General features: G+C 73.2%; 12 protein-coding genes. 5 read left to right on the top strand and 7 right to left on the bottom strand.

All coding sequences use genetic code 11. The annotated features are described in order from the left end of the window. Nucleotides 1-51: 51 nt before the first annotated feature. The 5 genes from ABZS80_RS27790 to ABZS80_RS27770 form a co-directional block, all read right to left on the bottom strand. Nucleotides 52-465, bottom strand: coding sequence for an Asp23/Gls24 family envelope stress response protein (locus ABZS80_RS27790; protein WP_355060376.1), 414 nt, complete (start codon nucleotides 463-465; stop codon nucleotides 52-54). Between the two features lie 85 nt (nucleotides 466-550). Further along, a complete protein-coding gene (gene meaB, locus ABZS80_RS27785; protein WP_355060374.1) occupies nucleotides 551-1,555 on the bottom strand; it encodes a methylmalonyl Co-A mutase-associated GTPase MeaB in 1,005 nt (334 codons plus the stop codon). A gap of 2 nt (nucleotides 1,556-1,557) precedes the next feature. Beyond that, on the bottom strand, nucleotides 1,558-2,751 hold the full coding sequence (locus tag ABZS80_RS27780; protein ID WP_355060372.1) for an acetyl-CoA C-acetyltransferase: 1,194 nt from the start codon (nucleotides 2,749-2,751) through the stop codon (nucleotides 1,558-1,560). Between the two features lie 143 nt (nucleotides 2,752-2,894). Next, entirely contained in the window at nucleotides 2,895-3,221 is a 327-nt protein-coding gene (locus ABZS80_RS27775) for a hypothetical protein (protein ID WP_355060370.1), read from the bottom strand. Between the two features lie 102 nt (nucleotides 3,222-3,323). Next, complete coding sequence (locus ABZS80_RS27770) at nucleotides 3,324-3,656, bottom strand: hypothetical protein (protein WP_355060368.1); 333 nt, start codon at nucleotides 3,654-3,656, stop codon at nucleotides 3,324-3,326. Between the two features lie 315 nt (nucleotides 3,657-3,971). Between ABZS80_RS27770 and mce the strand changes: the two genes are divergently transcribed. The 5 genes from mce (at nucleotide 3,972) to ABZS80_RS27745 (ending at nucleotide 11,171) form a co-directional block, all read left to right on the top strand. Further along, nucleotides 3,972-4,448: a methylmalonyl-CoA epimerase gene (mce, locus tag ABZS80_RS27765; protein WP_355060366.1), complete on the top strand. Its 477-nt coding sequence runs from the start codon at nucleotides 3,972-3,974 to the stop codon at nucleotides 4,446-4,448. Between the two features lie 290 nt (nucleotides 4,449-4,738). After that, nucleotides 4,739-6,094 (top strand): crotonyl-CoA carboxylase/reductase, encoded by a 1,356-nt coding sequence (ccrA, locus tag ABZS80_RS27760; protein WP_355060460.1) that lies wholly within the window; start codon nucleotides 4,739-4,741, stop codon nucleotides 6,092-6,094. Nucleotides 6,095-6,337: 243 nt separating this feature from the next. Continuing rightward, nucleotides 6,338-7,594 carry a DivIVA domain-containing protein gene (locus ABZS80_RS27755; RefSeq protein WP_151460934.1) on the top strand — a complete coding sequence of 419 codons (1,257 nt, stop codon included), beginning with the start codon at nucleotides 6,338-6,340 and terminating at the stop codon, nucleotides 7,592-7,594. Between the two features lie 172 nt (nucleotides 7,595-7,766). Beyond that, complete coding sequence (locus ABZS80_RS27750; RefSeq protein ID WP_355060364.1) at nucleotides 7,767-9,782, top strand: hypothetical protein; 2,016 nt, start codon at nucleotides 7,767-7,769, stop codon at nucleotides 9,780-9,782. A 303-nt stretch (nucleotides 9,783-10,085) separates the two neighbouring features. After that, the gene (locus ABZS80_RS27745; protein ID WP_355060458.1) at nucleotides 10,086-11,171 is read left to right on the top strand and encodes an AI-2E family transporter; all 1,086 of its coding nucleotides are present in this window, start codon (nucleotides 10,086-10,088) and stop codon (nucleotides 11,169-11,171) included. Between the two features lie 3 nt (nucleotides 11,172-11,174). Here the strand turns inward: ABZS80_RS27745 and ABZS80_RS27740 are convergent, their stop codons facing one another. Together ABZS80_RS27740 and ABZS80_RS27735 are read right to left on the bottom strand one after the other, a co-directional pair. Further along, nucleotides 11,175-11,984 carry an alpha/beta hydrolase gene (locus tag ABZS80_RS27740; protein ID WP_355060362.1) on the bottom strand — a complete coding sequence of 270 codons (810 nt, stop codon included), beginning with the start codon at nucleotides 11,982-11,984 and terminating at the stop codon, nucleotides 11,175-11,177. A 66-nt stretch (nucleotides 11,985-12,050) separates the two neighbouring features. Continuing rightward, nucleotides 12,051-12,383 (bottom strand): hypothetical protein, encoded by a 333-nt coding sequence (locus ABZS80_RS27735; protein ID WP_151460937.1) that lies wholly within the window; start codon nucleotides 12,381-12,383, stop codon nucleotides 12,051-12,053. Between the last annotated feature and the right edge of the window lie 49 nt (nucleotides 12,384-12,432).

The raw sequence follows: 12,432 nt of genomic DNA, 5'->3' as shown, positions 1-12,432 counted from the left end.
AACGACAGCCTGAACGATCGCTAAGCTTGCGCCTACCGATCGGTAACCTGATCAGGCCGAGGGGACCAGCGGCCCGCCCAGCGCCACGTCGTCGACCCGGATGTTGATCTCGTCGACCCGCAGCCCGTACGCCTCGACCGCCGAGGTCACGGCGGCGCGGACCCCGTCGGTCACCTCGGGCACCGGCCGGCCGCCGTCGATGACGATCACCAGGTTGACCACCGCCGCGCCCTCGGTGACGTGCGCCGAGCAGCCGCGCCGGGCGTCGCCCACCTGGTCCAGACCGACCCGGTCCAGCACGGCGTTGAAGAAGCGGGCCACGTCGCCGCCCAGCTCGGCCACCCCGGGCACCGACTTCGCGGCGGCCACCGCGATCTTCTCCACCACCTCGTCGGAGACGTGCGTCGCACCGCCCGCCATCGCGCTCGGGGTCACCGACAGCTCCTGGGTCGCCTCGTCAGCCATGCTCTCCCACCACAGACGCGCACCGCCCCACGGGTCCGTGAGGCGGTGCGAGCGTACTAGGCGCGGTTGCTCCGCAGTGGACCCGTCAGGCGCCCAACTGCGCCAGCAGCTCGCCAGCCGCCGCGTACGGGTCGACCGCGCCGTCGGCCACCCTGGCCGCGAGCGTCGGCAGCTGCGTACCGTCGCGCAGCGAGCCGATCCGGTCCCGCAGGGTGCCGAGCGCGATCGCCTCGATCTCGGCGGCGGCCCGCGCCTCCCGGCGGCGGCGCAGCTCCCCGTGGCGCTCCAGCCAGTCGCGGTGCTTGTCGATCGCGGCGGCGATGTCGTCGATGCCCTCGCCGCGGGCGGCGATGGAGCGCACCACCTGGGGCCGCCACTCGCCCGGCCCGCGCTCGCCCAGCGCGATCATGCCCTGGATGTCGCGCACCGTGGCGTCGGCGCCGTCCCGGTCGGCCTTGTTGACCACGAAGACGTCGGCGATCTCCAGGATGCCGGCCTTCACGGCCTGGATGGCGTCGCCCATGCCCGGTGCGAGCAGCACCAGCGTGGTGTCGGCCAGCGAGGCCACCTCCACCTCGGCCTGGCCGACGCCGACGGTCTCCACCAGCACCACGTCGCAGCCGGCGCCCTCCAGCACCCGCACCGCCTGCGGCGTGGCCGCGGAGAGCCCGCCGAGGTGGCCCCGGCTGGACATCGAGCGGATGTAGACGCCGGGGTCGGTGGCGTGGTCCTGCATCCGGACCCGGTCACCGAGGATCGCGCCGCCGGTGAACGGGCTCGACGGGTCGATGGCCAGCACGCCCACCCGGTGGCCGCGCGCCCGCAGCGCCCGGACCAGCTCGTTGGTCGTGGTGGACTTGCCCACCCCCGGCGAGCCGGTCAGGCCGACCACCTGGGCGTGCCCGGAGTAGGGCGCGAGGGCCGCCGCGACCTGCGGCAGCACCTCGTCGCCGGACTCGACCAGGGTGATCAGCCGGGCCACCGCGCGGGGGTCACCCGCGCGGGCCCGCTCGACCAGCAGGGGTACGTCCCGGCTGCGGCGCACCGAGCCGGCGGCCGCCGCCGGGACGTTCTGGACACTGTTGTTCACAGTCAGCTCTCGGCACCGTTCGGGACGTGGATGATCAGCGCGTCGCCCTGGCCACCGCCGCCGCAGAGCGCGGCCGCGCCGGTGCCGCCGCCGCGCCGCTTCAGCTCCAGCGCCAGGGTCAGCACCAGCCGGGCGCCGGACATGCCGATGGGGTGGCCGAGCGCGATCGCGCCGCCGTTGACGTTCACCTTGTCGGTGCTGATCCCGAGGTCCCGCGCGGACTGGATGCCGACCTGGGCGAACGCCTCGTTGATCTCGATGAGGTCGAGGTCGGAGACGCTGAGCCCGCCCTTCTTCAGCGCGTGCTGGATGGCGTTCGACGGCTGCGAGTGCAGGGAGTTGTCCGGGCCGGCCACGTTGCCGTGCGCGCCGATCTCGGCCAGCCAGGTGAGCCCCAGCTCCTTGGCCTTGGCCTTGCTCATGACGACCACCGCGGCGGCGCCGTCGGAGATGGGCGAGGAGCTGCCGGCCGTGATGGTGCCGTCTCTCGCGAAGGCCGGGCGGAGCTTGCCGAGCGACTCGGCGGTGGTGTCCGGGCGGATGCCCTCGTCCTCGCTGACCACCAGCGGGTCGCCCTTGCGCTGCGGGATGATCACCGGGGTGATCTCCTCGGCGAAGTGGCCGTTCTTCTGGGCGGCGGCGGCGCGCTGGTGGCTGGCCGCGGCGAACGCGTCCTGCTCCTCGCGGGTGATGCCGTGCTTCGCCCCGAGCCGCTCGGTGGACTCGCCCATCGAGCAGCAGTCCCAGGCGTCGGTGAGACCGTCCAGGGCCATGTGGTCCTTGATCGTCACGTCGCCGTACTTGTAGCCGGAGCGCTGGCCCAGCAGCAGGTGCGGGGCTGTGGTCATCGACTCCATGCCGCCGGCCACCACGATGTCGAACTCGCCGGCCCGGATGAGCTGGTCGGCCAGGGCGATGGCGTCCAGGCCGGAGAGGCAGACCTTGTTGATGGTCAGCGCCGGGGTGGACATCGGGATGCCCGCCTCGACGGCGGCCTGGCGGGCCGGGATCTGGCCCGCGCCGGCCTGGAGCACCTGCCCCATGATCACGTACTGGACCTGGTCCGGCGCCACGCCGGAGCGCTCCAGCGCTGCCTTGATCGCGATGCCACCGAGCTTCGTCGCCGGGAGGTCCTTGAGGTTGCCCAGCAGGCGCCCCATCGGGGTCCGCGCGCCGCTGACGATCACCGAAGCCATGCCTGCCTCCGAGGGGGTGCCGACCTGTACGCCTTAACGATTGTTAGGACGCACCATATCTGCCCGGGGACGGCGACAGCACGGTGACCCCGAGCACGTCCGCAATGTGATCCAGTCACGGCGGTCGATAGCTGTTCGGACGTTCAGCCCTGGCGCGGGCGGCGCCGGCGCGGCGGCACCGGGCCCCTGGGCAGCGACGCCAGGGACGGGCGCACCCCTCGGGCGGCCACCTCGATCCGCGGCGTCCGGTCCGGCGGGAGGTGCTCCCGTTCCGCGACCACCACCACGTCGACCTTCCCGTCGATCATCATCTGCCTGACCTCGTCCCACGGTGCCGTGGTGATGATCCCGAGGAGGCCGTAGCGGCAGCGCCTCGCGTGGTCCAGGCAGGCCATGAGGTGGGGTTCGATCGGGTCGACGTGGGACGGGATCCAGATCGCGGCAACGGGACGTGACAGTGAACTCACCATCCGTACTCTTCACCGTGTGCAAGTTGCAGATCAACCGCGCGCCGTCCGGGTTCGCATATGCCGAACGATCGATGAGCTGGGGCTACTCCGGCTCACCACGGGTCAGCCGTCGGGCCTTCCACCCTGGTGCGCGCCGAGGTGGTCGTCGAGGCGGCTCTCCACGTCCTTGAGACGGCGCTCCGCATCGTTGACCGCGTCCCGCAGCGTCCCGCGTCCGTTCGGGTGCAGCTCCGTCTCGATCCGCCGCAACCGCTCCGGCACCCCCGGGATGGCGTCGTGGCCCGGTCGGGCCGGCACCCCGTACCAGTCCTGCCGGAACTCCTCGTTCTGCCGGGCCAGGCGGCGCAACGGCCGGCTCACCGTCACGGCCAGGGTCAGCGCGCTGAGGATCGCGCCCAACACGACGCCCGCTGCCGCCCACTGCTCCAGCGTCATGCCGACCACTCCCGAGTCCGCTCGAGGCCCCCGAGCCCGGGCCGCGAGCGCTGGCCGGGGGGCGACCATTGCTGATGTGCGTGCCTGTTCGAATCCTGCTCGCGACCTGGTCATCGGGGCATCGCCCGTCCAGCAGGACGATCGGAGCGCGGCCGGCCGCCGGCTCGGGTGTACGGCGGATGTCGGCCCGGTGACCTCGTTCGGGGTAGCCCGTTCGGCTGAGGCTCGGGGCGGAGACGTTCGGGCGGGGTCCGATCCGGCGGCGTGAGATTGCCGACCTGTACGCCTTAACGATTGTTCGGCCACACTGGCGCCATGGCTGAGAACTCCCCCGTCGAGCCCGCCGCCGACCATGTCACCGACATCGGCCTGCGCCGCATCGACCACGTCGGGATCGCCGTGGCCGACCTGGGCGCCGCGATCGACTTCTACGGGCGCACCTTCGGGATGCGCTGCGTGCACACGGAGACCAACGAGGAACAGGGCGTACGCGAGGCGATGCTCGCGGTCGGGCCGACCACCGAGGGCGGCTGCCTCCAGCTGCTCGCCCCGCTGTCGCCGTCCTCGACGATCGCCAAGTTCCTGGACCGCAACGGGCCGGGCGTGCAGCAGGTCGCGTACACGGTGACCGACATCGACGCGGCCTGCGCGGCGCTGCGCGAGCGCGGCGTGCGGCTGCTCTACGAGAAGCCGAAGCGGGGCACCGCCGACTCGCGGATCAACTTCGTGCACCCGAAGGACGCCGGGGGCGTCCTGGTCGAGCTGGTCGAGCCGGCGGCGACCGGGCACTGAGCCACGCCGAGGGGCTCCGGCCGAGGTGGCCGGAGCCCCTTCCTCCTACCTGGGACACAGCGCGGCACTGCGCGGTTTCACGTTCCCACGGACACCTCCACGCATCGGCGGATGCAGTTTTTCACAGAGGACTTCCCGCCCTAGCTACCGTTCAGTAACGTCCGGGGCCACAGGAGTGCGACCGGTGCCGGATGTGTCGATTGCCGACATGGCGGTCCCGTCGCACCGGCGCCGACGATGGCAGCACCCCTGCCCGCCCGGTGCGGGTGCGCAACGAACGGGAGGTCACCGTGCAGGACATCCTCGAAGCGATCATGGCGGCGGAGGGCTCCGCGCAGCCGGAGAGGGAACTCGCCGGCATCGCCGGCCTGCCGGTACCGGAGACCTACCGGGGCGTGGTGGTCCGCGCCGAGGACACCCGGATGTTCGACGGCATGGCCACCCGGGACAAGGACCCGCGCAAGGCGCTGCACGTCCAGGAGGTGCCCACCCCCGAGCTGGGCCCCGGCGAGGCGCTCGTCGCCGTGATGGCCAGCGCCATCAACTACAACACCGTGTGGACCAGCATCTTCGAGCCGCTGCCCACCTTCAAGTTCCTCCAGCGCTACGGCCGGCTCTCCGAGCTGACCCGCCGGCACGACCTGCCGTACCACGTGGTCGGGTCGGACGCGGCCGGCGTGGTGCTGCGGACCGGGCCGGGCGTGACCCGGTGGAAGGCGGGCGACGAGGTGGTCGCGCACTGCCTCTCCGTGGAGCTGGAGGACGCCGCCGGCCACGACGACACCATGCTCGACCCGCAGCAGCGGATCTGGGGCTTCGAGACCAACTTCGGCGGCCTGGCCGAGCTGGCCGTGGTCAAGGCCAACCAGCTCATGCCGAAGCCCCGCCACCTGAGCTGGGAGGAGGCGGCCAGCCCGGGGCTGGTCAACTCCACGGCGTACCGGCAGCTGGTCTCCCACCACGGGGCGAACATGAAGCAGGGCGACGTGGTGCTGATCTGGGGCGCCTCCGGCGGCCTGGGCGGCTACGCCACCCAGATGGCGCTGGGCGGCGGGGCCATCCCGGTCTGCGTGGTCTCCTCCCCGGAGAAGGCCGAGCTGTGCCGGAAGATGGGCGCCGAGCTGGTCATCGACCGCACCGCCGAGGGCTTCCGGTTCTGGAAGGACGAGGAGACCCAGGACCAGGACGAGTGGCGCCGCTTCGGGGAGCGCATCCGCGAGCTGACCGGTGGCGAGGACCCGGACATCGTCTTCGAGCACCCGGGCCGGGAGACCTTCGGCGCCAGCGTCTACGTGGCCAAGAAGGGCGGCACCATCGTCACCTGCGCCTCCACGAGCGGCTACCTGCACCAGTACGACAACCGCTACCTGTGGATGCACCTGAAGCGGATCGTCGGCAGCCACTTCGCCAACTACCACGAGGCGTGGCAGGCCAACCGGCTCGTGGCGCTCGGCAAGGTGCACCCGACGGTGTCCCGGACCTACCCGCTGGAGCAGACCGGCCAGGCCGCGTACGAGGTGCACCGCAACGCGCACCAGGGCAAGGTCGGCGTGCGCTGCCTGGCGCCCACCGACGGTCTCGGCGTGCGGGACACCGAGCTGCGCGCCCGGCACGAAACCGCGATCAACCGGTTCCGCGGGCACTGACCGACGGCATTGCCTTTCCGGTAGGCCGCAACACCATTCGATTGCCGCACGACAAAGGGCCGCGGGCACCCACCCGCGGCCCTTTTCGCGTCCTTGCCGAGGGGTCGCCCGACCCGCCCGGGACCTGCCAAGATCGCCAGTTGGCCCGGTCCCGGCACGCGGCGAAGTTGACCATGTAAACAGGACACGAAAGCTGCGGACCGCTCTTGCGAAGCACCCTGGGGCGTCTGCGAGTATGTCCCAATGCCCCAGCAGCAGTCCTCCCCTCTTGCGTTCTTCGATAACGCGAACTCACAGCCCGATTTCACCGTTGGCCTGCGTGGTTACAACACCAACCAGGTCGACGACTTCATCGGCCGGCTGACCGCCGCCCTGAGCCAGTCCGAGCAGGCCCGCGCCGAGGCCGAGCAGCGGATGAACGACGCGCAGCGGCGGCTGCGCCAGGCCGAGCAGCGCCAGGGCGCGCTCGAGCAGAAGCTCACCGAGACCAACAAGCAGCTCGAGGAGAACAGCCGGCCGACCCTCTCCGGCCTGGGCACCCGCGTCGAGCAGATCCTCCGGCTGGCCGAGGAGCAGGCCAACGACCACCGCAACGAGGCCAAGCGCGAGTCGGAGGGCATCCTCTCCGCCGCCCGCCTCGAGGCCCGGGAGATCACCGACAAGGCCCGCGCCGAGGCGGCCGCCATGAAGGCCACCGCCGAGCGCGAGGCCGGCAGCGTCCGCACCGCCGCCGAGCGCGAGGCCGCCGAGGTCCGCGTGCAGGCCCGCCGCGAGGCCGACACCCTGCGCGCCGACGCCGACCGGGAGACCAAGCAGCTGCGCACGGTCACCGCCCACGAGGTGGCCGAGCTGAAGTCCACGGTCGAGCGCGAGGTCGCCACCCTGCGCGCCACCGCCGAGCGGGAGATCACCCAGCAGCGCGCGAAGGCCGCCCGCGAGGCCGAGGAGAAGCGGGCCGAGGCCACCAAGCTGCTCACCGACGCGCGGGACAAGCGCGACAAGGACCTCCAGGCCCTGGAGCTCCAGCTCGCCGAGCGGCGCGAGAAGGCCGAGCGCGAGGAGTCCCAGCGGCACGCCGCCCAGGTCGCGCAGACCCAGAAGCTGGTCAGCGAGGCCGAGCAGCGCGCCCATGCCGCCCAGGAGCGGGCCAAGGAGATCGAGCAGCGGGCCGAGGCCCGCCGGGTCGAGTCCGAGCGCACCGCCACCGACACCGTCGAGAAGGCCAAGGCGCTGGCCGACAAGACCGTGTCCGAGGCCAGGGCCGAGGCGCAGCGACTGCTCAGCGAGGCCCGCACCGAGGCCGAGCTGACCACCCAGGCGGCCCGCCGCGAGGTCGAGGACCTCACCCGGCAGAAGGACGCGGTCACCTCGCAGCTCGGGCAGATGCTCTCCGGTCTGGCCGGCATCGTGCCGGGCGTGCCGGCGGCGGGCGCCAACAAGCCGGAGGCCCCGAAGGCCGACGGCGCCGACAAGAAGGTCACGGCCGAGTCGGCCAGCTGACCCCACCACCCGCAGACGGGGCATGAGCCGCGGCGCGGGGTGACACCGGGTGACCGGTGCCGCCCCGCGCCGTCATGCTTTCCCGGCCGTTTCGCCAGTTCAGTGGGATGCACCTCCCAACAGGGGCGTCCGTATCGCCCCAGCAGGGCCGGATGCGTGTGAGGATGGGGGCATGTCGCACGGCGAGGAACTGTTCGCCCTCGGCGGGGACGTGACCACGGAGCCCAGCTTCGAGTCCGCTCTGCGGGGGTACGACAAACGACAGGTCGACCGTTACGTCGCTCGTGCGGAGCACGAGATCTCCGCGCTGACGACCGAGCGGGAACAGGCGTACACCCAGATCCACAAGCTGGCCGGCCAGGTCGAGGTGCTGCAACGCGACCTCGCCCAGGTGCGCAAGCAGGTGGGTGTGGTGGACCGGGCCTCGTTCCGGCATCTCGGTCCCCGGGTCGAGCAGATCCTCACCATGGCCGAGGAACAGGCCGACGACATCCTGGCCGCCGCCAACGAGGAGATCGAGGCGCGGCGGGCGGCCGCCGAGCACATCATCGAGGAGGCCCGGGAGCAGGCGGCCCAGGCCCTCAAGGACTTCGAGATCGCCCTGGCGGCCCGCCGGGCCGAAGAGGAGCGGCACACCGCCGCCCGCAAGGCCGAGGCGGAGTCCACCCTCTCCGCGGCCCGGGCCGAGGCCAAGTCCACCCTCTCCGCGGCCCGGGCCGAGGCCGAGAAGCTTCGGAAGGACGCCCAGGACTCGCTGGCCAGGGCGCAGCAGGAGGCCACCCAGCTCCGGGACACCGCCAAGGAGATCCACACCCGCGCCCAGCAGGAGTCCACCCGGCTGCGCGAGGCCGCCAAGGAGGCGCTGGCCAAGGCCCAGCAGGAGGCCACCCAGCTCCGCGAGGCGGCCAAGGAGGTGCACGCCAAGGCCCAGCAGGAGGCCAAGCGGCTCACCGACTCCGCCGCCGAGGCCGGCCGGGCCACCCACGCCAAGGCGCTCACCGAGGCCAAGAAGATCGTCGACGACGCGGAGGAGGCGGCGAAGGTCACCCGCGGCCGGGCCCGCACCGAGGCCAACCGGCTCACCACCGAGGCCGCCGAGGCCGGCAAGCGCAACCGCGCCGAGGTCGAGGCCTACGTGCAGCGGATGCGGAGCGAGACCGAGGCGTACGTCCAGCAGGCCCGTGCCCAGACCCAGCAGGAGCTGGGCGCCTGGCGGGCCGGCGTGGAGAAGGAGGTCAAGGCGCGGCAGGAGACGGCGGCCAAGGAGCTGGCCCAGCGCCGCGCCACCGCCGAGCAGGAGTTCGCCAAGCGCCGCGACGAGCTGGACAAGCAGCACACCAGGCGGCAGGACGAGCTGGAGAAGGCCTACACGGCCCGGCGCGCGGAGATCGAGCAGGGCGCGGCGGAGCTCCGGCAGGCCGCCGAGCAGGACGCGCTCACCATGCGCCAGCGGGCCGAGGAGGAGGCCACCGAGCTGCTGCGCCGGGCCGAGGCGGACGCCGCCGACAAGCGCCGCAAGGCCGACGAGCACGTGGCCGCCTCGCGGCGGCAGTTCGAGGAGTACGCGGCCACCACCCAGCAGCACCTGGCCACCACCCAGCAGCACCTCGCCGCCACCCAGCAGGAGGTGGCCGCCGGCCGGCAGCAGCTCGCCCAGGTGATGCTGGAGATCGCCAACGCGCAGCAGGAACTGGCCGACCTGCGCACGGAGACCTGGAAGTCCCGCCAGGAGTCCGACGACCTCCAGCGCCGGCTCGCCGAGCTGCGCACGGAGGCCGGGCCGGCCGGCCTGGCCGCCACTCCCGTCGACCCGGGCGAGCTGGCCACGGCGGCGGGCGGCCGCGAGGCGAACGGCACGCCGGCGGGCGACCGGGCGCCGGTGCCCGCCACCGCCAAGGGCACCGCGACGGTCTCCCCCAACGGCGGCGCCCCCGCCGAGGCCGGCGAGCCGGCGGCGGACGCCGCGAAGTCCCGCCCGGTCGCCGAACCCGTGACCACCGTGGACGGTTCCGGCGCCAGCGCCGGCGTGGACGGCGAGCCCACCGTGGCCGCCGTGCCGGGCGAGGGCGGCCGGGGCGCCACCCCCACGAAGATCACCAGCACCGGCGAGAACGGCAAGCGCCCGACCAAGCCGACCACCGACGAGCGCAGCGCCAAGCCGAGCACCGTCACCGTCGACAAGGACTGACCCTCCCGGTCGGCGCCACCGCACGGCGTGATCGAGCAGGGGGATGGCCGGGGCGGACGCCGACCGCTAACGTGCGGGGCACGGGCTGCACCGCCGAGCACTCGTCCGGTGCACACGGTCCGCCGCAGGGCGCTCCGCCGGGCCGGAGCGGGAGCCGGGGAGGCACGGGTGTCGCAGGACGGATCCGCCGGCCCGGACGACGACCCGCGCCCCGACCCGGATCCGCCCGGCGCGAGCGCCACACCCCGCCGCCCCGGCACCCGGGAACCGGCCGCCGCACCAGCCCCGGCGGGCACGCCGTCACTGGCCGAGGTCGCGGCCGAGACCGAGTTCGAGCCGAGCGGGCGCTTCGGTGTGCCGGGCCGGCCGCTGCGGCGCAGCAGCTTCCTGATCGGCTTCACCGGGGCGCTCGGCGTGCTGCTGGCGTACACGGTGTTCCTGGGCGTCCGGAACTCGACCGGCATCCTGGTCCTGGTGGTGATCGCGCTCTTCCTCGCCGTCGGCCTGCACCCGGCCGTGGTGCGGTTGCGCCGGTGGGGGCTGCCGCAGGGGCTGGCCGTGGCGGTGGTGACGCTGACCGTCGTGCTGCTGATCATCGGCGGGCTGCTGGCGCTGGTGCCACCGGTGGTGACCCAGTCCGGGCAGTTCATCGACCACCTTCCCGGCTACGTCGACGAGCTGCGCCGCAACCCCACCGTCAACGACTTCGTCGAGCGCTACGACGTGATGCAGCGCGTCCAGTCGGCGGCGAACGCGGACACCATCGGCCGGGCCCTCGGCGGCGTGCTGGGCGGGGCGCAGCTCATCTTCGGCACCATCTTCCGGGCGCTGACCGTGCTGGTGCTGACGATCTACTTCCTGGCCTACTTCAACAAGCTGCGCGACCTCGGGTACGCGCTGGTGCCCCGGACCCGCCGGGAGCGGGTCCGCCTCATCGGCGACGAGATCCTGGCCCGGGTCGGCGCGTACATGGTGGGCGCCCTGGCCATCGCGGTGCTGGCCGGGGCGAGCACCTTCGTGTTCGCGCTGGTGGTCGGGCTGCCGTACCCCTTCGCCCTGGCCGTGGTGGTCGCGGTGACCGACCTGATCCCGCAGATCGGGGCCACCCTGGGCGCCGTGGTGGTGACCCTGGTCGGGCTCGCCACCGACCTGCCGGTCGGCATCGCCTGCCTGGTCTTCTTCCTCATCTACCAGCAGGTCGAGAACTACCTGATCTACCCGAAGATCATGCGCCGGGCGGTCTCGGTGAACGAGGTGGCCGCGCTGCTGGCCGCCCTGCTCGGGGTGTCGCTGCTGGGCGTGGTCGGCGCCCTGATCGCCATCCCCACGGTCGCCGCGCTCCAGCTCATCCTGCGCGAGGTGGTGCTGCCCCGGCAGGAGTCCCGCTGACCGTCAGCCGGCGCGGCGCTGTTCCGGGCCGGGCACCGGGGTGTCGGCGAAGGCGGCCACCGTCCGGTCGGCGTACGCGCTGGCGTCGCCGGTCTCCATGGGGCCGTCCCAGGTGGTCGGCAGCGGGACCGGCACGGACGGGTTGACCCGGCTGACGATCTCGTTGAGCACGGTCTCCGCGTCGCCGACCCAGAGGTGCTTCGCGCCGGGCACCCCGACCACCTCGGCCTGCGGCACCGCGGCGAAGCGCTGCCGGGCCTCCTCGGGGCGCAGGTAGTCGTCGAACTCGGGAACCAGGGCGGTGAGCGGCCGGCCCGACTCGGCCCAGACGGTCAGGTCGGCGGGCGCGGAGTAACGCAGCGGCGGCGAGAGCAGGATGGCACCGGCCACGGCCGGGTCGCAGCCGTACTTCAGCGCCAGGTCGGTGCCGAACGACCAGCCGACCAGCCAGATGTTCGGCAGCTCGTGGAACTCGGCGTACTCGATGGCGGCGGCCACGTCGAAGCGCTCGCCGACCGCGCCGTCGAAGGTCCCCCCGCTGGTGCCGCGGACGCTGCTGGTGCCCCGGGTGTTGAAGCGGAGCACGGCAAGGTCGGCCAGCGCGGGCAGCCGCCAGGCCGCCTTGCGGAACACGTGGCTGTCCATCATCCCGCCGTGGGTGGGCAGCGGGTGCAGGCAGACCAGGGTGCCGACCGGCTCCCGCTCCAGCGGCCGGGCCAGCTCGCCGACCAGCGTCAGCCCGTCGGCGGTGTGCAGCTCGATGTCCTCCCGGCGGCCGGGCAGGATCGACGACGCACGGATCGGTGTGCTCACCGCTCCAGTCTCCCGCGCCGCCGTCCGCGCCGCCCGCCGGGGCGGAAACAGGGTGATCCAGATCGCTCAGCCGTGCCGGGGGGCGCCCCGGCCGCGCTGGAGGTTCGGTCCGCGCCGGTCCCGGGCCCGCCAGCAGCCGCTGTGCCAGTGCCGGCGGTCGGTCAGGTCACCCCGGTCGTCGGCCGGCCAGGCCACCACGTGCGCCACACCGGGACGGATCTCCTGGTCACAGCCGGGGCACCGGTACGTCTTCACCGACGCCCCGCCGGTGATCCCGCGCACCTGCCAGTCGCCGTCGCGCCACTGCTGGACGGTCGGCACGCCCTGGCGGGCCCGCTCGGAGTCCAGGTGGGCGGTCTCGTCCCGGCGGGGACGGTTGCGACGGGGGCTCACGGTCACCAAGCGTACGGTCCGCCGGCCGGACCGACCCGGGTCGGGCGGGTCCGGC

The organism is Micromonospora sp. NPDC005305 (assembly GCF_040607315.1).
Classification (GTDB): Bacteria; Actinomycetota; Actinomycetes; order Mycobacteriales; family Micromonosporaceae; genus Micromonospora.
This window is presented reverse-complemented; position numbering and strand designations above follow the sequence as displayed.

Coding starts and splice junctions, on each gene's coding strand:
- ABZS80_RS27780 (WP_355060372.1), bottom strand. CDS start 2,751: ATGGCTTCGGTGATCGTCAGCGGCGCGCGGACCCCGATGGGGCGCCTG.
- ABZS80_RS27755 (WP_151460934.1), top strand. CDS start 6,338: ATGCCCCAGCAGCAGTCCTCCCCTCTTGCGTTCTTCGATAACGCGAAC.
- ABZS80_RS27790 (WP_355060376.1), bottom strand. CDS start 465: ATGGCTGACGAGGCGACCCAGGAGCTGTCGGTGACCCCGAGCGCGATG.
- ABZS80_RS27770 (WP_355060368.1), bottom strand. CDS start 3,656: ATGACGCTGGAGCAGTGGGCGGCAGCGGGCGTCGTGTTGGGCGCGATC.
- ABZS80_RS27750 (WP_355060364.1), top strand. CDS start 7,767: ATGTCGCACGGCGAGGAACTGTTCGCCCTCGGCGGGGACGTGACCACG.
- ABZS80_RS27775 (WP_355060370.1), bottom strand. CDS start 3,221: ATGGTGAGTTCACTGTCACGTCCCGTTGCCGCGATCTGGATCCCGTCC.
- mce (WP_355060366.1), top strand. CDS start 3,972: ATGGCTGAGAACTCCCCCGTCGAGCCCGCCGCCGACCATGTCACCGAC.